General features: G+C 61.2%; 21 protein-coding genes and 1 pseudogene. 10 read left to right on the top strand and 12 right to left on the bottom strand.

Annotation, left to right across the window (positions count from 1 at the left end; translation table 11 throughout):
- Positions 1–80 precede the first annotated feature (80 nt).
- Complete coding sequence (locus tag AC0L3O_RS03100) at positions 81–689, top strand: YqgE/AlgH family protein (protein WP_023799312.1); 609 nt, start codon at positions 81–83, stop codon at positions 687–689.
- A gap of 25 nt (positions 690–714) precedes the next feature.
- Here AC0L3O_RS03100 and AC0L3O_RS03095 read toward each other — a convergent pair whose 3' ends face one another.
- The 3 genes from AC0L3O_RS03095 to AC0L3O_RS03085 all read right to left on the bottom strand — a co-directional run bounded on the left by AC0L3O_RS03095 (position 715) and on the right by AC0L3O_RS03085 (position 3,855).
- Positions 715–1,740: a transglycosylase SLT domain-containing protein gene (locus AC0L3O_RS03095; protein ID WP_287209644.1), complete on the bottom strand. Its 1,026-nt coding sequence runs from the start codon at positions 1,738–1,740 to the stop codon at positions 715–717.
- 442 nt (positions 1,741–2,182) lie between these two features.
- Positions 2,183–2,992, bottom strand: a complete 810-nt coding sequence (locus AC0L3O_RS03090; protein ID WP_473614783.1) for a class I SAM-dependent methyltransferase — start codon at positions 2,990–2,992, stop codon at positions 2,183–2,185.
- Between the two features lie 419 nt (positions 2,993–3,411).
- The gene (locus AC0L3O_RS03085; protein ID WP_473614781.1) at positions 3,412–3,855 is read right to left on the bottom strand and encodes a nuclear transport factor 2 family protein; all 444 of its coding nucleotides are present in this window, start codon (positions 3,853–3,855) and stop codon (positions 3,412–3,414) included.
- A gap of 218 nt (positions 3,856–4,073) precedes the next feature.
- On the opposite strand from AC0L3O_RS03085, the pseudogene AC0L3O_RS03080 reads away from it, so the two are divergent.
- Positions 4,074–4,169 (top strand): annotated as a pseudogene (locus AC0L3O_RS03080) (LysR family transcriptional regulator); the annotation flags it as partial.
- A 40-nt stretch (positions 4,170–4,209) separates the two neighbouring features.
- On the opposite strand, the gene AC0L3O_RS03075 reads toward AC0L3O_RS03080, so the two are convergent.
- Positions 4,210–5,088, bottom strand: a complete 879-nt coding sequence (locus AC0L3O_RS03075; protein ID WP_473614780.1) for a LysR family transcriptional regulator — start codon at positions 5,086–5,088, stop codon at positions 4,210–4,212.
- Between the two features lie 151 nt (positions 5,089–5,239).
- Between AC0L3O_RS03075 and AC0L3O_RS03070 the strand changes: the two genes are divergently transcribed.
- Positions 5,240–5,503, top strand: a complete 264-nt coding sequence (locus AC0L3O_RS03070) for a DUF4242 domain-containing protein (protein ID WP_023799307.1) — start codon at positions 5,240–5,242, stop codon at positions 5,501–5,503.
- A 150-nt stretch (positions 5,504–5,653) separates the two neighbouring features.
- Positions 5,654–6,676 carry an oxygenase MpaB family protein gene (locus tag AC0L3O_RS03065; protein WP_473614779.1) on the top strand — a complete coding sequence of 341 codons (1,023 nt, stop codon included), beginning with the start codon at positions 5,654–5,656 and terminating at the stop codon, positions 6,674–6,676.
- Between the two features lie 144 nt (positions 6,677–6,820).
- Here AC0L3O_RS03065 and AC0L3O_RS03060 read toward each other — a convergent pair whose 3' ends face one another.
- The 5 genes from AC0L3O_RS03060 to thrC all read right to left on the bottom strand — a co-directional run bounded on the left by AC0L3O_RS03060 (position 6,821) and on the right by thrC (position 13,710).
- Positions 6,821–7,228 (bottom strand): DoxX family protein, encoded by a 408-nt coding sequence (locus AC0L3O_RS03060; protein ID WP_473614777.1) that lies wholly within the window; start codon positions 7,226–7,228, stop codon positions 6,821–6,823.
- Positions 7,229–7,502: 274 nt separating this feature from the next.
- Positions 7,503–10,391: an EAL domain-containing protein gene (locus tag AC0L3O_RS03055; RefSeq protein WP_027152376.1), complete on the bottom strand. Its 2,889-nt coding sequence runs from the start codon at positions 10,389–10,391 to the stop codon at positions 7,503–7,505.
- A 2-nt stretch (positions 10,392–10,393) separates the two neighbouring features.
- Entirely contained in the window at positions 10,394–10,990 is a 597-nt protein-coding gene (locus tag AC0L3O_RS03050; RefSeq protein ID WP_027152377.1) for a GNAT family N-acetyltransferase, read from the bottom strand.
- A gap of 15 nt (positions 10,991–11,005) precedes the next feature.
- On the bottom strand, positions 11,006–12,298 hold the full coding sequence (locus tag AC0L3O_RS03045) for a M16 family metallopeptidase (RefSeq protein ID WP_077381322.1): 1,293 nt from the start codon (positions 12,296–12,298) through the stop codon (positions 11,006–11,008).
- 14 nt (positions 12,299–12,312) lie between these two features.
- Entirely contained in the window at positions 12,313–13,710 is a 1,398-nt protein-coding gene (thrC, locus tag AC0L3O_RS03040) for a threonine synthase (protein WP_473614776.1), read from the bottom strand.
- A gap of 127 nt (positions 13,711–13,837) precedes the next feature.
- On the opposite strand from thrC, the gene AC0L3O_RS03035 reads away from it, so the two are divergent.
- Positions 13,838–14,512 (top strand): hypothetical protein, encoded by a 675-nt coding sequence (locus AC0L3O_RS03035; protein WP_091595951.1) that lies wholly within the window; start codon positions 13,838–13,840, stop codon positions 14,510–14,512.
- Between the two features lie 39 nt (positions 14,513–14,551).
- On the opposite strand, the gene AC0L3O_RS03030 is transcribed toward AC0L3O_RS03035, so the two are convergent.
- A complete protein-coding gene (locus tag AC0L3O_RS03030; protein ID WP_027152381.1) occupies positions 14,552–15,241 on the bottom strand; it encodes an HAD family hydrolase in 690 nt (229 codons plus the stop codon).
- Between the two features lie 175 nt (positions 15,242–15,416).
- On the opposite strand from AC0L3O_RS03030, the gene AC0L3O_RS03025 reads away from it, so the two are divergent.
- The 3 genes from AC0L3O_RS03025 (at position 15,417) to AC0L3O_RS03015 (ending at position 18,503) form a co-directional block, all read left to right on the top strand.
- Positions 15,417–16,550, top strand: a complete 1,134-nt coding sequence (locus AC0L3O_RS03025; RefSeq protein ID WP_473614775.1) for a DNA methyltransferase — start codon at positions 15,417–15,419, stop codon at positions 16,548–16,550.
- A gap of 421 nt (positions 16,551–16,971) precedes the next feature.
- Positions 16,972–17,490, top strand: a complete 519-nt coding sequence (locus AC0L3O_RS03020) for a hypothetical protein (protein WP_287172121.1) — start codon at positions 16,972–16,974, stop codon at positions 17,488–17,490.
- A 221-nt stretch (positions 17,491–17,711) separates the two neighbouring features.
- The gene (locus AC0L3O_RS03015) at positions 17,712–18,503 is read left to right on the top strand and encodes a transporter substrate-binding domain-containing protein (RefSeq protein WP_473533868.1); all 792 of its coding nucleotides are present in this window, start codon (positions 17,712–17,714) and stop codon (positions 18,501–18,503) included.
- A 73-nt stretch (positions 18,504–18,576) separates the two neighbouring features.
- On the opposite strand, the gene AC0L3O_RS03010 is transcribed toward AC0L3O_RS03015, so the two are convergent.
- Together AC0L3O_RS03010 and mutY are read right to left on the bottom strand one after the other, a co-directional pair.
- Complete coding sequence (locus tag AC0L3O_RS03010; protein ID WP_473533867.1) at positions 18,577–19,188, bottom strand: HAD family hydrolase; 612 nt, start codon at positions 19,186–19,188, stop codon at positions 18,577–18,579.
- 45 nt (positions 19,189–19,233) lie between these two features.
- Positions 19,234–20,370: an A/G-specific adenine glycosylase gene (gene mutY / locus AC0L3O_RS03005; RefSeq protein ID WP_287245003.1), complete on the bottom strand. Its 1,137-nt coding sequence runs from the start codon at positions 20,368–20,370 to the stop codon at positions 19,234–19,236.
- A 55-nt stretch (positions 20,371–20,425) separates the two neighbouring features.
- Here mutY and AC0L3O_RS03000 point away from each other — a divergent pair, with 55 nt between their 5' ends.
- Both AC0L3O_RS03000 and AC0L3O_RS02995 read left to right on the top strand, forming a co-directional pair.
- Positions 20,426–20,926 (top strand): DUF721 domain-containing protein, encoded by a 501-nt coding sequence (locus tag AC0L3O_RS03000; protein WP_023802726.1) that lies wholly within the window; start codon positions 20,426–20,428, stop codon positions 20,924–20,926.
- 130 nt (positions 20,927–21,056) lie between these two features.
- Positions 21,057–21,803 (top strand): DsbA family protein, encoded by a 747-nt coding sequence (locus AC0L3O_RS02995; RefSeq protein WP_287358019.1) that lies wholly within the window; start codon positions 21,057–21,059, stop codon positions 21,801–21,803.
- Positions 21,804–21,879: the final 76 nt, after the last annotated feature.

Below are 21,879 nucleotides of genomic sequence, written 5' to 3'. Positions count from 1 at the left end.
CGTGGCTTGGATGCACATCTGCGTCCAAATCGCGCGCGGCGCATCTTTTCGGCGCTCCAGAAACGCGTTACGCTCCCCTCATGGACTTGTTGCGCCACAAGAAGATGGCTGCGGGACGCGGCTTTCTCGACGACCAGTTCCTGATTGCCATGCCCGGCATGAAGGACGACCGCTTCACGCGCTCCGTCATCTATATTTGCGCGCACAGCGACGAAGGCGCGATGGGCCTGGTCATCAACCAGACACAGCAGATGCTGTTTCCGGATCTGCTCGTGCAACTCGGCATCATGAACGAACAGGAGGCGATCCGCTTGCCCGCGCAGGCCCGCGACTTCGTCGTCCGCAACGGCGGACCGGTGGACCGCAGCCGCGGCTTCGTCCTGCATTCGGGCGACTACCGGGTGGAATCGTCGCTGGCCGTCTCCGACGACATTTGCCTGACCGCGACCGTCGACATATTGCGCGCCATTTCGTCGGGCCGCGGGCCTCGGCACGCGCTGATGGCGCTCGGCTATTCGGGCTGGGGCGCCGGTCAGCTGGAAAGCGAAATCGCCGAGAACGGTTGGCTGACCTGCCCGGCAAATGCGGAGCTTCTGTTCGATACCGACATCGAACGCAAATACGACCGGATACTCGCTTCGATCGGTATCGACCTCGCGCATCTCAGCCTGGCCGCCGGTCACGCCTAGAGGTTAAAACCCGATACCTGGCTGGTTACCGCCGCATTGCCATCGCCAGCCGTTTGCCCAGATCGTAGACGAGATTCTCGAAACCCGACGTCCAGGACAGGTCAGCCTGTTTCACGCGCGTTTCGACATCGCTGTATTTGCCGATGCGGGCTTCCAGGAAGGAGCGCAGGCGCTGGTGAAACTGGCCGACGGTGAGCTGTTTTCCCTCGGCCTTGAAGATCGCAATATTGAAGCGTGCCGCCTTGGGGAAGATTGTGCTGGCCGTGGCATTGGGCTTCTCATCGGCATTCGACAGGAGCGCTGCTGCCCCGTTGGTGCCAAGGAAATGGGGGAGGTAGAGATCCCTTTCATCCATGGCCTTCTCAAGACGAGCTTCGATGCGTTGCTTGGCCGCAAGAAGGTTCTTGGCCGCAAGTGCCGCCGACAGATAGGGATCGCGCCTGAATTCAAGGATGCGCTGTTCTTCGGCCTTGTCCTCGACGAAATGGTATTCGCGTTTGCCCTCAGGGCGGGTCCGTATCAGTTCCGCTTCGTCGCCCAGGCCGAATTCTGCACCGTGCTTCTTCACCGCCTCGAGCCATGTCTGGTCGAGGAATTGCATAAGACCAAGCGCCGACCCTTTAGACGGGCGATTGTTGATGTCGAAAGAGGATTCCTTTTCGGCGATCGCAAAAAGCGTATCGGCAGGAAATTGGGTGTCCTTGGCTGCACGAAGGATTTCGCTGGCGATGTGCTGCGACACCTTGTACTCGCCGAACTCGTGCATCGACATGCCGATGACGATCTGTTCCGCGCCTTCGGAAAGGATGGAGACGGTGCCCTTCAATGCCTCGGCCAGCGTGCGTTCTCCCTCGCGTCCAGAGGTCGATATGGTGTCTGGATCGATGATGTCGAACTCGGGCGCGGCCGAGGGGAAACTCAGAGCCGAGAACGGAACAGCAGTGGCAACCGCGGCTTCGGTCACGCCGTTGACCAGGACTCCCGAATAGACCGGCCATGGCATGGCTGCCACGGTCGCCGCCAGGCCAAGCCCCGCCATCCTTTTCGACAAAGGCCGTCCGCCCGAAAGGACGAAGGCTCCGCAAGCAAAGAATTCAAATGTTCTTTGGAGTGACGCCAGGTCCCCCTCCGTTCCTTGTCTAGCCGCCCAGATATTTTGGGGCAGGTCTATTTCCAACGTTGAGCCGTCAACGTCGAAAAAGACAAGAAGAACGGTCAGTGCTTCATTCAACTAGTCATGGATAATGGCGGCACAATGGCCACAGTGCGGCAAAATAATTCGAAATGTAATACAAGCTGGTTTTAATCGAGGACTGCGTAGCCGATGCGTTGCTTGTGAAGCCTCTCGATTGGCGAGCAGAAATTTCCCTGAGGTGGTCTGCCCTCGACTGCAGCCGGGCAATCCTTTCGGTTCTCGAACGGCAGATTGTGAATGAGCAGCCATTCTCGGCACAATACTCGATCGAACCAGTTCTCCGCTGGTGAGAGGTCATTTAGCCTTTGGCTGTCGCCAGATTGGTGCTGAGCTCGAAGGCCAGTCCCGACCCGATGGTGTATGGCTGCAGCACGGACGCACTCCCGCTCACGATCGCGTCCACGACGCGCTTGCGTTCCTGATCACCCAATTCCTTGGCTAAGGAACTCATCCCGACCAGCGCCATTGTATTCAAATGCAGGAAAGGTACGCCTTCCCCGAAATGGATGGTGCGCGAAACAATCCTCGATCGGACCTCGTGGAAGCCGGCGTCTCGCAGCAGCGCCTCAAGCGGAGCCGCTTCCCCGAAGCTGTACCGCTGATCGGCGATGGCGCCCAGATGGCGCTCTGCGACGCGGCGCAGGTCGCGAAAGAACGGGATTTCGTCGTCCGGGCGCCACGTGGCGATTGCCAGCCTGCCACCCTTCGTCAGCGCGCGACGCATCTGCGTCGCCGCCGCGGGTTTGTCAGGAAAGAACTGCAGTCCTTGCTGGCAGACGACCACGTCGAACGTCTCACCACTGCGCAGAGGCAACTCGCCGGCATTGCCCTGGCGCCAGTCGACGGCTGGCTCTACAGCCCGCGCCACGGCAAGCATGTCCGCGCTGACGTCGACACCGACGATAAATCCGGCTCCACCGAGCCGCTCTCTTGCAACGCGCGCCACTATTCCTGTTCCACAAGCGATATCGAGTACGCGATCGCCCGAAGACAATTCCAACTCGTCAAGAGCCATCTCGGCCCATGGACGGAAGAGAGGGCCGACGAGCCACCGCTCGTACACCTCCGGGAAATTTACCTGGTTCATTGCGTAGCTGGGCAAGGTCATGATCGTTCTCCCTCAAATTTCCATCCGACCATTGTGACCCTTCACCCGCGCTAGATCCAACGGGACCCATCGCACCTGAACAATCTATGCGGCTTTCGGGCAGTCAGGCTCGCATAGGCGAAGCGGCCGAAGAATGAGGGTCCGCGCCTGGCGTTTCGAGGATCCGCAAGGCGCGACCAGGGTCGGCAACGTGGCCCTGACTTCAGGCGTTGCTTTCAGCCGTTTTCAACCGTCTGTAGCGAGCAGGGCGCATGACTATGGCAGATCTACTCCACCGGCACCAGCAGGTGCTCGCAAGGCGCATCGGGCCACATTTGGCGCCATAAAATGACGTTTTGCATCGACGAGAAGCGAAAACCCTTCAGCGGGCTTTGGACCAACTGCCAGAGCGCTCCGCCGGGATGGCAACACTCTTCGCATCACGCGGCTTCGCCGCGAGCAAGGGCCGCCGCCTGCTCCAGGCGCACGCCCTTGACCAGGGGGTCAGCGTGCCGATGCACCAGGCGCCATTCCGCCTCTTCGCGGCGATAGACCAAGGTAACCCGCAGCGGCCAATCCTGGGCTGGCAGACCGCCGACCTCGACATGCGGGCGTTCAATGATCGCGAGGACCACCATGTCGGCGGAACCATAGGCTTGAAGAAGTTCGTGCTCGAAGGTCCCGTTCTTGAAAAAGCGGCCCATCGCTTCGATCCGCTCCGCAGTCAGTTCAGAAGCCCGCGTGGGCTTTCCGCCGAATGGAGACATCAGCAGGAAGTCCCCGGTATGTGGGATCACCTCGTAGTACTTCGTTATCTCCCCGCGCATCAGCGCCGAATTTGCTTCCGCAGAACGCTCGACCAGATCGGAAACCGTCTGGTCCATGGCAGGCTCCGCAAGAGCCTGTGCCGAGGCGTTCGTTAATCTTGCAGTTTCTGACAATGCCACGCCAGCGCTTGCTGCGGCGAGAAGGGAACGTCGTGATACTGGCATGCGGGTGGCTCCTGCATCTGTTTCCGATGCGAAGCGCGCCTAGCGCTGCTCCGCTTGCTCAGGAGATCGCACTTCGATGATGCTGAATCCAGTGATATGATTTCATCGACATGCTGAACAGAATTGATCTCAACCGCCTCGTTCTGTTTGAGATCGTGCACGACGAGTGCCACGTGGGCCGAGCGGCCGAAAGGTTGAATCTGACGCATCTCAAATCAGCAAAGCTCAAGCCTCAGCGCTAAACGCCTAGCCTGGCCAATCGAACGTCTGGGCAGCTCGGACCATTGCCGCCGTCGCCGGGCTATAGGGCCGGCCCGGAATGCTAGCCAGGGACACCGTGCGTGCCACCGCGGGTTCGATCAGCGGACGCTGCAAAAGTTCAGGCGATGTCACCGAATATTCAGGCATGAAGGCGAAGCCGATCCGCGCCAGCACCATTGATTGGATCCAATCCTCGCGCTCGGAACGAAAGCGGGCATAAAGGCTGACGTTTCTTTCCCGGCACACACCCATCACCAGGTCCCGCATTTCGCAGGACAGACGATCGACATAGGGTTCTTGAGAGAGATCGACCAACTTGATTGCATTGAGGCTCGCAAGCCGATGATCCGGCGCGAATACGACGACGTAACGCTCACTGTAGAGATCATGGACGCGGAACGCCGCTCCCAATCCCTCCAGCGGATTGAGAACGGCAACATCGAGATCGCCTTGCTCGAGCCTGTTTTTCAGTTCCTGGACGCTCGCCTCGCTAACTTCAAGCTCGACGCCATGATAGTCGCGCTGGAACTTTGCGAGGAACCGGGCGAGTTTCACATGGCCGATGGTCGACATGACGCCGAGGCGGATCGGCACCTGGTTGAGCAGCCTGAAATTGTCGGCAAGCGTTCTGGTTGCGTGGGCCTCCTGCATGATCTGCTGAAGATGCGGCAGAATGGAGCGCCCGAACTCACTCAGGAGGACGCGCTTTCCCTCGCGGTGGAACAAGGGCGCGCCAAGCTCATCCTCGAGCGTCTTGACCGCTTTGGTGAGCGCCGGCTGAGAGACATTGCAATCGGTGGCGGCCTTGGTGAAGTTCAGCATCTTCGCGGCGGCAAGCACGTAGCGGACCTGAAACATCTCCATGGCGAGCCCTCCCGAGGCGGTTCCACGAAACGACATTGTAGTCCTTTCATCGATAACTGTCGGCTATCGATCGATAGAAAAAATGTCGTTCTCTTTCGCCCGCAGCTGCGCTCAACTCCTGTGGTCACTGTTCACAGGAGGAGATCTGGAAATGACTGTCTACATGGTGGAACGCGACCTCAAGGGCATCAGCATGGAAGCTCTGGGAGATGCGCAGAAGGCGGCGATCAGCAAAGCCGCCGAGATGACCTCCAACGGCACCGACATCAGCTATCTGCGCTCGACCTTCGCACCGGAGGACGGGCGCTGCATGTGCCTGTTTGACGCTGCCTCCGATGTCGACGTGAAGCGTCTAAACGACGATGCGGGGCTGCCCTATCACAGAATCGTGCCGGCGCTCGATCTTACCCCATAGGGCCGGCGCGACCGGGCTCGTGATGGCTATCCGGGCCCGGTGTTCTTGCGGAGTTATGCAGCGCGCCAGTTTGAATCTTTGGAACGACGGAAGGGCCAAGACGTTCGTGCTGCATCCGCCAGCCACACGCGTTGCCAGGAGAGTCGGAGCATGTTTGGCAATTCGGGCACCCTTCCTCTGCCTCGCCTGCTTGAGCGTCGTGTGGACACCCTTGCGCTGTCGTTCATGCGCCAGCGGCTCGGATCTCAGATGGACTTCTCGACCCCGCGGGGCGAGCCGGCGCTGTTGCCGCCCAACTCGGTGTCGTGGCGTATTTTCAAGAACCCGGTTGCGCTATTCATCGGCGGGATTACCGCGGTGCTGCTCGAATTGGCAGAGCCGCGGGTTCGCGACGCCATTTGGCAGCACAGCACATTCCGCTCCGACGCGCTCCGACGATTACGGCGCACGGGCCTCGCCGCCTTGGTCACGGTCTACGGTCCCCGGACCAAGGCCAAGGCCATGATTGAAGTTGTGGTCAGGATGCATGGGCGCGTTTCAGGCCGAACCAGCGAAGGTGAGCCATACGACGCCACCGACCCGGAGTTGCTGGACTGGGTGCAAGCGACGGCCGGGTTTGGTTTCATGGAGGCCTATCACGTCTATGTGCATCGACTGCATTTTTTCGAACGGGATGCGATGTTCACCGAGGCTCGCCCCGTCGCGCTTCTCTATGGTGCGGTTGACGCGCCCACGTCGCAGGCCGAGCTTTACGCGCTGTTCGACGCGATGAGGCAAAGACTCGTCGCATCGCCGATCGTCCTGGAATTCCTGCAGATCATGGAAGACGTTCCCGTCTTGCCAGGAATGGCTCAACCGCTTCAGCGGCCATTTCTGAAGGCGGCTGTCGAGATCCTGCCCCGCTGGGTCCGCAAGCGGTTGGCACTCGGCGACCACTGGACGTTGAAGCCGTGGGAGCGTGCTTTTGTGAAGACGACGGCTGCAATCTGCGAGCGCATCGTGCTCCCTTCATCTCCGGCCGTCCAGTCGTGCCGTCGCCTCGGTCTTCCCGAGAACTATCTCTATCGCCGACAGAAGGCACCTAGACACGAGCAGCACGGTCGCGATCATGCGGGATTTGATGCCCGCATAAGGGAAAGCGACGGGTTAAAAGTGCGGCAATGGCCGCCCTAGGGGCGCGTATCTCGTGTTGGGGAATGTCCAGCGAAAAGCCCGAAAGCGACGATCAGCGGAGCCGGAACTTCCTATCATTTCGACCTGGCAGGCTGTCGGACATGCTCCGCTGGTAGCCGCCCAGCAAGTTCCCTCCGATCCTGTTCAGGGCGTCGCGAGGCCGGTCCCGCGACGGGCCGCATCGACGCTCCACGCGCCGCCTCCCGCGAAAAAGAAGTACAGGAAAATGAAGCAGTAGAGGATCGACGAGTCGCCCTCGTTGACAACCGGAAAGAAGTTTTGCGGCGCATGCGCCATAAAATAGGCGACCGCCATGTTGCCGGACAGAATGAACGCGACGGGCCGGGTGAAGAGTCCGAGGGCAAGCAGCGCGCCTCCGATCAGCTCGATCACTGCCTGGATCACAATAAGCCCCGACAGTTGCATCGGCTCGGGAGCGGGCGGAAAATTGAAGAGCTTTTGAGTTCCGTGCTCCAGAAACAGCAGCGCCGACATGATCCTCACGACGCTTAACCACACCGGAGCCCAGGCAGAAATCTTGTCGAAATTCATCAGTTGGCCTCCATCATGACCCGGTGATTCCGGGCAGCAGGCTGACTTATCAGCGGGTCTGCTCTTCGCACCGATTTCGCGAAGTGGGTATGATGCACAGCGCGAGCCGTAAACAAATACTCCCAGTTCACAGTCGCGTGACCGCCGGTCGTACTTTTGATGGAGTGCCGAGCCGCGGGAACTGAGACCTTGCCGATGGGCTCGAGCGGGTGCCAATCGCAGGCTCACGCCGCCCAAAAAGGGCAGCGGTTTTGGGACAACGACATGAACAAGATCAAGCCCGGGTCAGCGGATACTGTTCCTTCAGCGTCCTCAGCACCTGATCGCCGGGCATCGGCGCCCCGAACATGAAGCTCTGCACATATTCGCAGCCCATCTGGCGCAGCTCGAGCGCATCGCTTTCGTCCGAAATGCCCTCGGCCACGACCGAAAGGCCGAGTTCATGCGCCATGTTGACCATCGATTTGAGTAGCACCGCGCGCTTCGGTGTGGTGTCGTCGACAAAGCTCTTGTCGATCTTGATCGTGTCGAAGGGAAAGCGCGTCAGATAGGCCAGCGATGAGTAGCCGGTGCCGAAATCGTCCAGCGACAGGCCGATGCCAAGCTTCTTCAGCTTGTTCAGCACATGGGCTGTCTGCTCGGGATTGTCCATCACCAGCGATTCGGTGAGCTCGAGTCGGAAACAGCGCGGCTTCAGATTGGCCCGCGCGATCACCGAGCGAACGTCACTGACCAGATCGCGGCGGATGAGCTGTCGGCTGGACAGGTTGACCGAAACCGACAGCGGCGCGTCGCCGATCTGCTTTTGCCATCCCGCCAGATCTTCGGCGGCCTGTTGCATGGCGAACAAGCCAAGCTGCACGATCAGGCCGCAGCTCTCGGCGACCGGGATGAAATCGCCTGGCGGGATCATGCCGCGACGCGGATGGTCCCAGCGCAAAAGCGCCTCGAAGCCGGCAACACTGCCGTCTTCCAGCCGCACGATGGGCTGGTAGGCGAGTGTGAATTCGCGCCGTTCGATGGCGCGGCGCAGGTCGGACTCGAACTGCAGCCGGTCGGTGCCGACGGTGCGGAAGGCGGGTCGGAACGGTTCGATCCTGTCGCCGCCAAAACGCTTGGCCTGGTGCATGGCAAGCTCGGCGTCCTTGACCATGTCCTCGGCCGAGCTCTGCGCCGAGGTCCAGGTGACCAGACCGATCGAGGCGGTCAGCACGATCTCGCGCTTGGCAAAGGTAATCGGATTGTTGATCGCATGCTTGATGGCATCGGCAACGGCTGCGATGCGGGCCGGGTCCTGCTCGGAAAGCAGCATCAGCGCGAACTGGTCGCCGGCAAAGCGCGACAGCGAATCCTTCGGCTTGAGCAGCCGGTGCAGCCGGCGCGCAACAGTGAGCAGGATGGTATCTCCGGCCGAGATGCCGAGCCCGTCATTGACCTGCTTGAACCGGTCGATGTCGATGACGAAGACGGTGGGACGGACCTTCTCTTCCGTGCGCGCGATCGAGATGATCGCCTCCAGCCGGTTCATAAGCAATTCCCGGTTCGGCAGGCCGGTCAGATTGTCGTGCACGGCATCGTGCAACAGCCTCTCCTCGGACTTCTTCTGCTCCGTCACGTCGACCATGGTGCCGACGCAGCGGATGACCTCGCCGTCCGATCCGATCACCGGCCGGGCGCGCAGCGAAAACCAGTGATAGTGCCCGTCGGCACCGCGCAGGCGGAAATTCTGCGACACCCGGCCGCGCCGGTGTTCGAGCACCACGTCGAGCGTCGTACGGAAGGTGTCGCGGTCGTCGGCATGGAGTACCGGCAGCCAGTTGCGGGCAGCGCCGCCCAGGCTGTCGGGCGCAAGGCCAAGCTGGATGCTGACATCCGGCCTGGTGACGACGCGGTCGCGCATCACGTCCCAATCCCACACCGTGTCGCCCGATCCGGCCACGGCCAGCGCCTGCCGTTCGAGATCGGAGAACAGGCCCTGATGCAGCGCACCGCCGGCAAAGGCGTGCTGCATGACGGTGAAGCCAATAAGCAGGATGATGAGGATTAGCCCGCCGCCCAGTGCCGGCTGGGCGATGTCGTTGTCGAGCATGCCGGTGATCGCCATCCACGACCCGCATAGCCACAACAGGACCATGACCCAACTGGGCACCAGCATGATGGCACGGTCGTAGCCGCGTATGCCGAGGAAGATTATCAGGCCGAGGCCGGTCAGCGCGGTGGCGGCGAAGGACAGCCTGGCGATGCCGGCGGCGACCGCCGGATCGACGATTGCAACGCCGGCGATCAGCAGCAGCCCCAGAATCCAGACCAGCGCGCCGTAGCTGAAATGGCCGTGCCATCGGTTGAGGTTGAGATAGGCGAACAGGAACACCACGAACGTCGCTGCAAGCGCCACCTCCGTTCCGGCCCGCCACATCTGCTCGTTTCCGGGCGATATTTCCAGGACCTTGTTGAGAAAGCCGAAATCGATGCAGATATAGGCGAGCACCGCCCAGGCGAGTGCTGCGGTTGCCGGGAACATCGAGGTCCCCTTGACGACGAAAAGGATGGTCAGGAACAGCGCCAGGAGGCCGGCGATGCCGATGACGATGCCGCGAAACAGCGTGTAGGAATTGACCGAATCCTTGTAGGATTCCGGCTCCCAAAGATAGACTTGGGGCAGTTTGGGCGACGCCAGTTCGGCAATGAAGGTGATCACTGTTCCGGGGTTCAGCGTCACCCGAAACACATCAGCATCGGGGCTGCTCTGGCGGTCGAGCGCGAAGCCCTCGCTGGGCGTGATCGCGGCGATGCGGGTCGAGCCGAGATCCGGCCAGAAGATACCGGAATTCACCAGCCGGAAATGCGGTGCGACGATCAGCCTGTCGAGCTGCTGGTCGGTGGTGTTGGCAAGCGCGAACACCGCCCAGTCGCCGGTCGAGCGCGCATCATTGGCCTCGACCTCGATGCGCCGCACGATGCCGTCCGGTCCCGGAGCAGTCGACACCTGAAAATTCTCGCCCTGGTTGCGGTATATTTCGACGGCGCCCGAAAGGTCGAGCGCCACATCGTCGCGGGCAATCTTGATCGGTTCGACGGCGAAGGCCGAAGACGCCGCGCAGAGCACGACGATTGCCGTCAGCACGAAGGCGAACAACGACCCGATTCGCAGGAAATTCGTCAAAATCAGTCCTTCGTTTCCGCGCCCGGCGGATCGTCCTCGATCCGGGCGTAGAGGTAGTGGTCCTGCCAGATGCCGTTGATCCTGAGATAGGATCGGAGAAGTCCTTCGCGCCGGAATCCGGCTTTTTCAAGCACGCGGATCGACCGGGCGTTGTCGGGAATACAGGCAGCTTCGATCCGGTGCAACCTCAGCGTATCGAAGGCGAAGCGCGTTACCACCTTGACCGCGTCGGTCATCAGGCCACGGCCGCTGTAGCGCTCGCCGATCCAGTAGCCGATATGGCCGCTTTGCGCGACGCCGTGGCGGATATTGCCGAGGGTGATTCCACCGACAAGCTTGGCGTTGCTTTTGTCGAAGATGAAGAAGGCTATGGCCGTTCCCTGCGCATAGTCTTCGCGATAGCGGCTGAGGCGATGCCGCCAGGCCGTGCGGTCGAGCTCGTCGGGGTTCCAGCGCGGCTCCCACGGCTCCAGGAAGGCGCGGCTTTCCCCGCGCAGCACCGACCATTCACGATAGTCGTTGGTCAGCGGCACGCGCAGCGTGACCCGGTCACCCTTCAGTGCCGGCAGGTCACGGCGAAAGAAAGGGAGCGCGAACATGACGCTTTGATGGACTTAGCCGGCGAGCTTTCGGGCCGTGGTCTGCGTGCCCGAAAGCGACTCGAGGACCGCCTCATAGGGAGCGAGCGTGCCCACCGGTCCAACGGCAGTCAGCGTCGGCTTGGTCGAAAACAGCCGTGACGACAGGTCCGTCAACCGCTCGACCGTCAGCGCCGACAGCCGTTCCATCAGCTCTTCCTTGGCGATCGGCCGGCCGAACAGAAGCATTTGCCGGGCGATCTGCGAGGCGCGGCTGGCTGGGCTTTCGGCGGACATGATCAGGCCTGCACGGTACTGGGCGCGTGCCCGGTCGAGTTCCTCCTGCAGGATGTTCTCGCCGACCTTCTGCAACTCGCCGATGACCACCGGCACCAATTCGGCGATGTCGCTCTGCCCGGTCGCGGCATGGACGCCGAATATGCCGGTATCAGAAAAACCCCAGTGGAAGGCATAGACCGAATAGCACAGGCCGCGCTTTTCACGGACCTCCTGGAAAAGACGCGACGACATGCCGCCGCCTAGGATCATCGACAGGACCTGCGAGGCGTAGAAGTCGCGTACATGATAGGCGCGGCCCTCGAACCCCAGCACGATCTGCGCGTCCATCAGGTCGCGGTCCTCGCGGAAATCGCCGCCGACATATTGCGCATATTGCGGCATGGTGTTGTCGGACTTGCTGCGGAAACCGCCGAGATGCTTCTCGACCTCGCGCACGAAGTTGTCGTGCTTGATGTCGCCGGCGGCAACGATCACCATGCGCTCGGCGCCATATTGCCGTTCGATGAATTTGTGCAATTGCTTCGAGGTGAAGGATTTGACGGTTTCCGGCGTGCCGAGGATGGAGCGGCCGATCGTCTGGTGGCGGAAGGCCGTCTCGGTGAAGTGGTCGAAGACGACGTCGTCGGGTGTATCGTGTGCGGCGCCGATCTCCTGCAGGATCACATGCTGCTCGCGCTCCAGCTCCTGCGGGTCGAACTCGGATTCCTGCAGGATGTCGGACAGGATATCGACGGCCAGGGGCACGTCGTCGCTCAGCACCCTGGCATAATAGGAGGTGGTCTCGACACTGGTGGCGGCATTGATCTCGCCGCCGACATCCTCGATTTCGGAGGCGATCTCGAAGGCGCTGCGCCTTCTGGTTCCCTTGAACGCCATGTGTTCAAGCAGGTGGGCCATTCCGTGCTCTTCGCTACGCTCATTGCGGGCGCCTGATTTGATCCAGGCGCCAAGAGCGACGGATTCGAGGCTTGGAAGGGTTTCGGTGGCGACTGTCAGGCCGTTCGACAGACGGCTTACCTCAACACCCATATAGCTGATACTCCCTAACTTGCCGCCCGCGTGTGGCGGCTAACATAATCTTCCACCATTTTCAGGTCGGATGGAAGTACCGTGTATTTTTCCTCTGAAGTCATCAACCCGCCTAGCCATGCGGGCAGGGCAGGCGACACGCCGCTGGACGCTTCGACGGCGGCCGGGAACTTTGCCGGATGGGCGGTGCCCAGCACCACCATCGGCACGGCATTGGCGGCTTTTGCAACCGCAACGTGCATGGCCGCGGCCGTGTGCGGGTCGAGCAGATAGTTGCTGGCTGCGAGCGTCGAGCGGATCGTGGCGGCGACTTCGTCCATGGTCGAACGGCCGGCGTCGAATTCGGAGCGGATCCTGGCGATCTCGCCCGCTTCGATGGTGAAGGCGCCGGACTGCTTGAGGCCGCTCATGTAGCGCCGCACGGTAGAGGCGTCGCGGCCGGCCGCCTCGAACAGCAAGCGCTCGAAATTCGAAGAGACCTGGATGTCCATCGACGGCGACGTGGTCGAAAAGACGCCTTTCGTGCGGTACTCGCCGCTCGACAGCGTGCGCGCCAGAATGTCGTTGTCGTTGGTTGCAATGATCAGCCGCTCGATCGGCAGCCCCATCTTCTTGGCGGCGTAGCCGGCGAAGATGTCACCGAAATTGCCGGTCGGCGCCGTGAACGAAATCGGCCGGTCGGGCGCGCCGAGCGACAGCGCCGATGAGAAGTAGTAGACGATCTGGGCCATGATGCGGGCCCAGTTGATCGAATTGACGCCGGACAGCGATACTCGGTCGCGAAAACCGTGATCGTTGAACATGTCCTTCACCAGGCCCTGACAATCGTCGAAATTGCCGTCGACCGCCAGTGCATGGACATTTGCGGCGATGGACGTCGTCATCTGCCGCTGCTGCACCGGTGAGACCCGGCCGTGCGGGAAAAGAACAAAGATGTCGGTGCGGTTGCGCCCGGCGAAGGCATCGATGGCGGCCCCGCCGGTATCGCCGGAGGTGGCGCCGACAATGCTGGCGCGCTGGTTGCGTTCGGCAAGCACATGGTCCATCAGCCGGGCGAGAAGCTGCATGGCGACGTCCTTGAAGGCAAGCGTCGGGCCATGGAAGAGTTCCAGAACGAACATGTTCGAGCCGGTCTGCACCAGCGGACAGACCGCCTCGTGACGGAACGTCGCATAGGCTTCGCGCACCAGGCGTTCGAACACCGGCATCGCGATCTCGCCGCCGAGAAACGGCGACAGCACGCGGATGGCGAGGTCGGGATAGGCAAGGCCGCGCATGGCGCGGATCTCAGCTGCCGAAAACTGCGGCCAGGTTTCAGGGACATAAAGTCCGCCATCGCGCGCCAAACCCGCCAGCACAGCGTCGGAAAATCCAAGCACGGGCGCTTCCCCGCGGGTACTCACATAGCGCATCGTCATGTTCCATTGCTGCCGGGCGGTATTGTCCGCGGCAAAGTGGTTAATTTCCGTACTTGCTCAGTCGCATTTTTGCCGCGCGGTTGATATACGTCACCCGCTTTGCGAGAGGGAAGTGCAGTTCATGGCGTTACATACATTTAACGGTCGTTTTGTCGCGGGTCTGGCGCTCGCCGGCTTTATGCTTACCGCCGCCGGCTGCCAATCAGGCGGCAGCAGCATGCTGGGCTTCGGAAAGAAGGACACGACACCGCCACCACCGCCGGACCCCAAGGTTCTCGCCAGCCAATTGCTGGCCTATTGTCCGAAAGTGACGCTGCGCGACGGCACCGCCTTCTTCAACACCTATGCCAAGGGCAGTCAAAAGCCCAAGAAAAAAGCCGCCACCCTGGATGCAGAAGCTGCTGCGCTTGACGCGAGCAGCGGCCAGCAGGATGGTTCCGCCAAGATCGTCTATCAGGCTTCGATCACCGATGTGACCCGCGACTGCATCCGCGCCAACGGCTCGCTGACGATGAAGATCGCCGTCGCCGGCAAGGTCGTTCCGGGACCGATGTTCAGCCCTGGCACCATCACCATGCCGATCCGTATCGCTGTGATGCATGGCAAGGAGGTCCTTTACTCGCAGCTTCACCAACATCAGGTCCAGGTTACCAATCCCTCGAGTGCCACCCAGTTCGTCTTCACCGATTCGAACGTTGTCGTTCCCGAGCCCACCGCGCGGGACTATCAGGTGTTCGCCGGCTATGACGAAGGCCCGCCGAAGAAGACCGACAAGAAGGTTGCCGCGGCCGAATAGCCGCGGTTTTGGATCTGCGCGTCCATTTGGACGCCTGCTTCACGCATCCGCCGACCACTCCGACAGGGCGGAGATCACGCTTTTCAGTTCCGCCCAGCGGCGGATGACCGTTTCGGCGCCGGCCTCGGTGAGCGCGTCGGCATGCCCGGGATAGCTGTGCGCCGCTCCGGTGAAGCCGATCACACGCATGCCGGCTGTCCTGGCGCCGGTCACGCCATGCACGGAATCCTCGATGACGAAAGTGTTCGCGGGATCGGCCTGGAGCTTTGCCGCGGCAAAGAGAAACACGTCGGGCGCCGGCTTGGACTTCCCGCTTGGTGTTTCCAGCGAGGAAAAAATCCGGCCGCTGAAAAACGGCAGCAGATGCACCTTCTCCAGCATGAATTCGATCCGCTCGGTGCGCGAATTCGAGCAGATGCAGCGCGGCGCCGTCACCGCGGCGACCGCCTCGTGCACCCCGTCGACGGCGCGCACGTCGCTGCGCAGGCGGCGGTCGACCAGGTCTTCGGCGCGATCGATCAGCGAGGCCTGGAATGGGACGCGGGATTTTTCCTCGACCCGCATCATGATGTCCTTGAAGGTCAGCCCGGCATAGGTTTCGGAAATCTCCTCAGCCGAAATCTCGTAACCGGCCGACGTCAACAGCTCGGCTTCGATGCGCGCGGCGATGATCTCGGAATCGACGAGCACGCCGTCGCAATCGAAGATGACAAGGTCTGGCTGGGGCATAGCGATCCGAAAAGCGGGAGGGAGGAGGCTGGGACGGTTAAGGCGGCGCGGCATACACCAATAGGCCGATCTTCGCAAATTACCCGGGGTCCGCACCCCAGGCCTTCACCGAATATTTACGCTGATCGGTAACCATAACAGGGAGTAAACAGTAACGCGTGCTTTGGGTGTAACAATGTCTGCCGTGCGTCTTCTCGACGAGCTTTCCCATGCTCCCCAGCAATCCGAATGGCTCGATACGATCCTGAAGGGCGATTGCGTCGCCGCGCTCGACCGGCTGCCCGAAAAATCCATCGACGTGATCTTTGCCGATCCGCCCTACAATCTGCAGCTCGACGGCGATCTGCACCGGCCCGACCAGTCCAAGGTCGATGCCGTCGACGACGACTGGGACCAGTTCGCAAGTTTTGAGGTCTACGACGCCTTCACCCGGGCCTGGCTGCTGGCGGCGCGCCGCGTGTTGAAGCCCAACGGCACCATCTGGGTCATTGGCTCCTACCACAACATTTTCAGGGTCGGCGCCAAGATGCAGGATCTGGGGTACTGGATCCTCAACGATGTCGTCTGGCGCAAGACCAATCCGATGCCGAATTTCCGCGGCCGCCGCTTCCAGAACGCCCATGAGACGATGATCTGGGCCTCGCGCGATCAGAAGGGGAAGGGTTACACCTTCAACTACGAAGCGCTGAAGGCGTCGAACGACGACATCCAGATGCGGTCCGACTGGCTGTTTCCGATCTGCACCGGCGCTGAGCGCCTCAAGAACGAAAATGGCGACAAGCTGCACCCGACGCAGAAGCCCGAAGCGCTGCTCGCCCGCATCATGATGGCCTCGACGAAGCCCGGCGATATCGTGCTCGATCCCTTCTTCGGCTCCGGCACCACCGGCGCCGTGGCCAAGCGCCTCGGCCGCCATTTCGTCGGCATCGAGCGCGAGCAGGCCTATATCGACGCCGCCAACGAGCGCATCGATGCAGTCCGGCCGCTGGACGGCGCTGTTCTTACTGTGCTTACCGGCAAGCGCGCCGAGCCGCGCGTCGCTTTCGTCAGCCTCATCGACACCGGGCTGATGCTGCCGGGCGCCACGCTCTACGACGCCAAGAAGCGCTGGGCGGCCAAGGTGCGCGCCGACGGCACTGTGGCGGTCGGCGGCAGCGCCGGATCGATCCACAAGATCGGCGCGGAAGTGCAGGGGCTGGATGCCTGCAACGGCTGGACCTTCTGGCACTATGAGCGCAGCGGCGGCCTGACCCCGATCGACGAGCTTCGCCGCATCGCCCGCCTCGGCATGGAGCGGGCAGGGGCCTGACGATAACCGCTACAGAGGTCTTGTTGCACATCGTTCTCATGCGGCGCGCAGGCCGAGGTAACGAACCATCGGGTCGAAGTCTCGGTCATCATGCACCAGCGCGTGTGCGCCCAGGATGCAGAATGTGCCGATAATCATATCGACTGTCCTGCGGATGGTGATGCCCCGCGGAGCAACGCGACTTCGCGACGGAGTGGCGGAGCTAACCGAAGCGAATCGTGCCCGGAACGGGTCTTCGGCTTACGCGTTGCAACATGGAGGTGACGGCGCGCGTGCATCACGACGCGCGGTTGGGTTCCCATCCAATTGTTGCCGCGATCGGACATGCGAAGCGCGCCGCAGTCATCGAAGAAACGCCCATACATTCGTCATGTCCGCGGCGATGGGAGTGCTGGCACGACGTCGATCCAAAGGAAAGTAGATGAGTGCGGTCTCTCTTTCATCGGACGGGAAACTTGCGATGACGGCGAGCGAGACGTCGTCCAAAAATGATTTCGACTATTTGGTGGGCAACTGGAACATCAGGAATCGTACGTTGAAGGAACCACTGGCCGGCGGCGACGAGTGGGAAGAATTCGACGCGACCCAGGAGTTCCGCCAAATCCTAGTGGGTTTGGGCAACTTCGACATTTTTCATACGGAGTTGGGAGGAAAGCCGTTCGAGGGCCTCACCGTGCGATTGTTCGATCCAAAGACGCGTCTCTGGACGATCTACTGGGCCGACAGCAACGCGGGCAAACTCGACGACGGAAAGGTGGGCTCGTTCAATGGCGACGAAGGCGAATTCTTCGGCCGTGAGGTTGTGGCCGGCAAGGACGTTATCGTGAAATTCCACTGGGATAAGCGCAACCCGAAAACCCCGATTTACAGCCGTGCGTTCTCCGCTGATGCAGGCAGTACGTGGGAATGGAATTGGTACTCGAAGTTTTCACGACGGTGACTGACTGAATTGGCCCAAACTAAATGCCGCTCCTTCGCGTGCAGCCAAGAGGAATCCCGAGCCGGACTCTTATGTCAGGTGGGTACCACTGGCGCGGGTAGCCGGTTCGGGTTTTCGGCGCCGCCGGAGGATCACGGTGAACGATTCCCCAGGAAGAGTTATTGACCTTTGCCCACCGTTTCTCGAATGCTCGATTCTCTTATCCATCGGAGACCAGATCCATGAAAGCTCTTGCCTCGCCGTTTGTCGTCGCCCTCGTCATGGGTTTGTTGGCCTCTCCGGCGATTGCGCAGAACACCGGCGCAGAAAACCAGCTTGATGCGGTTATCAAGAACGGCAAGCTGCGCGTCTGTACGACCGGCGACTACAAGCCCTTCACCTTTCATGACAAGCCCGCGAACAACTACCAGGGCATCGATATCGATCTCGCAAAATCTCTGGCAAGCTCACTAGGGGTCGAGGCGGACTTCGTGGCGACTACCTGGAAAAAATTGCTTGCCGATTTTACGACCGGCAAGTGTGACATCGCGATGGGCGGTATTTCGGTGACCTTGGAACGCCAGAAGCAGGTGTTCTTCAGCGAGCCCTATCTCGTCAATGGCAAGGCACCGATTGCGCGCTGCGAGGACGAGGCGAAATTCCAATCGATTGCCGACGTCAACAAGCCGGATGTGACTGTGATTGTTAATCCCGGCGGGACCAATGAGAAATTCGTGCGTGAAAAACTCAGTGACGCTAAAATTGAGATCTACCCGGACAACGTCACGATCTTCCGCCAAATCCTTGACGGCAAAGCCGATATCATGATCGCCGAATCGGTCGAAACCGAGTTGCAGGAGAAACTTCACCCCGGCCTTTGCGCGATCAACCCCGAGAAGCCGCTCCAATATGGCGAAATGGGTTATATGCTTCCTGAGGGTGCCGTTGTCTTCAAGGCCTATGTCGACCAATGGTTGCATCTTGCCAAGGCGACGGGTGAGTTCGATCGCATCTACGCTTCTCACGTCAAGTAGCGCCCGAGACGGATCCAATGGCAGCGCCGTGGACCGCGCGTCTCAGCGACTGCGGTCAGGCCCGTCACAGTGATCACACTCTGACCCCCAGGCGATCGAGGTCCGCCTCGAGTGTCTTTGCGTCGGTGAACAGCACCGACTGCCAGCCGGCCGCCTTGGCGCCGTCGACATTCTTTTGGCTGTCGTCGATAAACAGCGTGGCCGCGGGCTCGAGGCCGAACGCGGCGACGTGATGGTCGTAAATGCCGCGATCCGGCTTGATCATGCCGATCTCGCCCGAAATGGTCACACCGCGCGGGCGGTTGAGGAAGTCGAAACGCTGCCGGGCTTCGGCAAGCGTGTCGGACGCAAAATTGGTCAGCATGGTGACGTCGTGGCCGCTCTCGATCAGCTTGTCCATGAGTTGGACGCTGTCATCGTAAGCGTGCGGAACCATCTCGTGCCAGAGGCGGCGGAAGTTGCGGATGTTTTCGGCGTGGTCCGGGTATTCGGCGATCAGCAACGCCTCGGCCTCTTCCCAGGTGCGGCCGCGGTCCTGCTCGATGTTCCAGTCATGCGTGCAGACATTGTCGAAAAACCACTTTCTCTCCTCGGCATTCGGAATGATACGGCTGAACGGCAGGTTCGGATCGTAGTGGATCAGCACTCTGCCGATGTCGAAAACGATGTGGCGGATTTCGGTCATTCTTGTCCTCGTTCAACGCAGTTCAAATGGGGCGACGTGGGCGATTCAATGTGCGCGCTGCTTCTTCGTCGCGCCCGGTATCGCTGCTTCGATTACCTTTTTCATGACGGTGGGCAGTGCTTCGCCGGAAATTTCGTCGGCCAGCGACCAGAAATGACCCGCTGGGGCGGCGACATCGGCCATCGCTTTGAAGATTTCGAGTTCGAGCGCGAAATGGGTGAAGACATGGCCAATCCGGCCGGCTGGCCTCCAGTTGCCGGGGAATGGCGCCGCCGCGTCCGTGGTGGCGCCGTCGATCCGCGCGGTCCAGCCGGTCGTCGGCACTTCGGTCATGCCGCCGAGCAGGCCCTTATCCCCACGTTTGCGCAAAAGGACGGCGCCATCGCCGCGTACGGCAACGAAAGCAGCCCCGCGCCGCAATGGTTTCTCGCCCTTCGGCAGGCGGACAGGGAAGCGTTCGGCATCGCCGGAAATAATGGCGCTGCAATCCTCGCGCAGCGGGCACAGCATGCAGCGCGGCCGGCGCGGCGTGCAGATCGTCGCGCCAAGATCCATCATCGCCTGGGCGAAATCGCCCGGCCTGGTCGCTGGAACCATGCGCTCGACATAGGTGCGTATGTCGCCCTTGGCCTCGCTCAGCGGCGTGACGATCGAAAACAGCCGGGAAACCACCCGCTCGACATTGCCGTCGACGACCGCGGCGGGCTGGTCGAAGGCGATCGCGGCGATCGCCGCCGCTGTGTAGGCGCCGATGCCGGGCAGCTCTCTCAAGCCAGCTTGCGTATCCGGAAACCTGCCGCCTTGCCGCGCGACGAGATTGGCGCAGGCCTTGAGATTGCGCGCGCGGGAATAATAGCCGAGTCCAGCCCAGGCCTTCATGACATCTTCGGTCGCTGAAGCGGCCAACGCCTCGATATCGGGCCATTTCTCGACAAAGGCCCGGAAATAGGATTTTACCGCTTCGACCGTGGTCTGCTGCAGCATGACTTCGGAAAGCCAGACCCGGTAGGGATCGGGCCGCATGCCGCGTGCCAACTCGCGCGGCGCAATGCGCCACGGCAAGTCGCGATGATGCGCGTCGTACCAGGCGAGCAGGCGGGACGCGATCTCGCCACTTTCTCCGGATGCGGCTTTGCCGCTGTCTCCGGATGCGGTCTTGCGGGTCTGGTCGTGCAGTGCCATTGATCGAGGACTGGCCTAACCGATGCATGGTGAAGGTCGTGACTGGAGAACGCACATGGCAGGGAAAAGGCCCTTCGGCAATCCCGTTCCGGTGAGTGATCTCGCAACCCAGATCCTCGATCCGGTGCTGCGCAAGCGAGCCGGCATGTCGATCGGGCTCGTCCAGTCGTGGGAGGAGATTGCCGGGCCGCGGCTTGCCAGCCGTTCGCGCCCCGAAAAGATCCAGTGGCCGCGCCGCATGCATGAAGATGATCCGTTCGAGCCGGCGGTGCTGGTCATCGCCTGCGAAGGCATGGCGGCGCTCCATCTGCAGCACGAGACCGGCGAGATCATCAACCGGGTCAACGCCTTCCTCGGCTTCAACGCTATCGGTCGGATCAGAATCGTGCAAAAGCCGGTCACGGTTGACAAAGGCCGGCTTAAACCAAGCATCCGGCCGCTGACCGCGGCCGAGAAGGTGAAGCTGTCAGGCACTGTCGGAATGATCGAGGATGATGGGCTGCGCGCCTCGCTGGAGCGGCTCGGCGCCACCATTCTCGGTCAAAAGAAAACATAATCTCGCGCTTTCGTGATCGCGTAGCCAAGTTTTGGCGATTGGAATGGGGACGGCGATGCCTTAATTCGCGCCAACTCTCGCCTTTTCTAGCCTTTGCATTGCAAAATCCAACCATTGTCAGGTGATTCGTATGCCCCGTCTTTTGTCCCGCAGAAACCTCCTGTCGTCACTGGCCGCCATTCCGGCGGTGGCTCTGCTCGCCGCCTGCAGCGACTCGGGCGAGAAAGCCGTGGCGGAGGATGTGAAGCCTGCGGCCCCCGCCGATGCGATGACGCCGGCCGATCCGGCAAAGCCGGCCGCTCCGGCCGCGGCCAAGGCGCCTGAGGCCCAGGGCACGGTGGACATGGCTGCCTTGCTGAAGCCCGGCGCACTGCCCGACATGCAGCTCGGCAAGGACGACGCGAAGGTCGCCATCGTCGAATATGCCTCGATGACCTGCCCGCACTGCGCGCATTTCCATGAAACCACCCTCCCGGCGCTGAAGACGAAATACATCGATACCGGCAAGGCCCGCCTTATCCTGCGCGAGTTCCCCTTCGATCCCAGCGCCGAGGCCGGTTTCATGCTGGCGCGCTGCTCCAAGGACAATTATTTCCCAATGGTGGACGTTCTGTTCAAGCAGCAGGCGAACTGGGCAGGTGTCGCCAATACCAAGGACGCCCTGCTACAAATCTCCAAGATGGCCGGTTTTACACAGGAGTCGTTCGAGGCCTGCTTGACGGACCAGAAACTTCTGGACGATGTGAGGTCGGTCCAGAAGCGCGGCGCCGATGAATTCAAGGTCGACTCGACGCCGACCTTCTTTATCAACGGGAAGACCTACAAGGGGGCGCTGTCGATTGAGGAAATCTCGGCCATTATCGACCCTCTGCTCTGACGTCTCGGCAGCGCCGAAGCGGCTGCGCTTCGGCGTGCGCAACTTTTTGTTGCGCCGCGAGTTCTTGTCGCCAAAC

Source organism: Mesorhizobium sp. WSM4810 (assembly GCF_055811235.1).
Note: the sequence above shows the minus strand (reverse complement) of the source record. Positions and strands in the feature narration are given on the sequence as shown.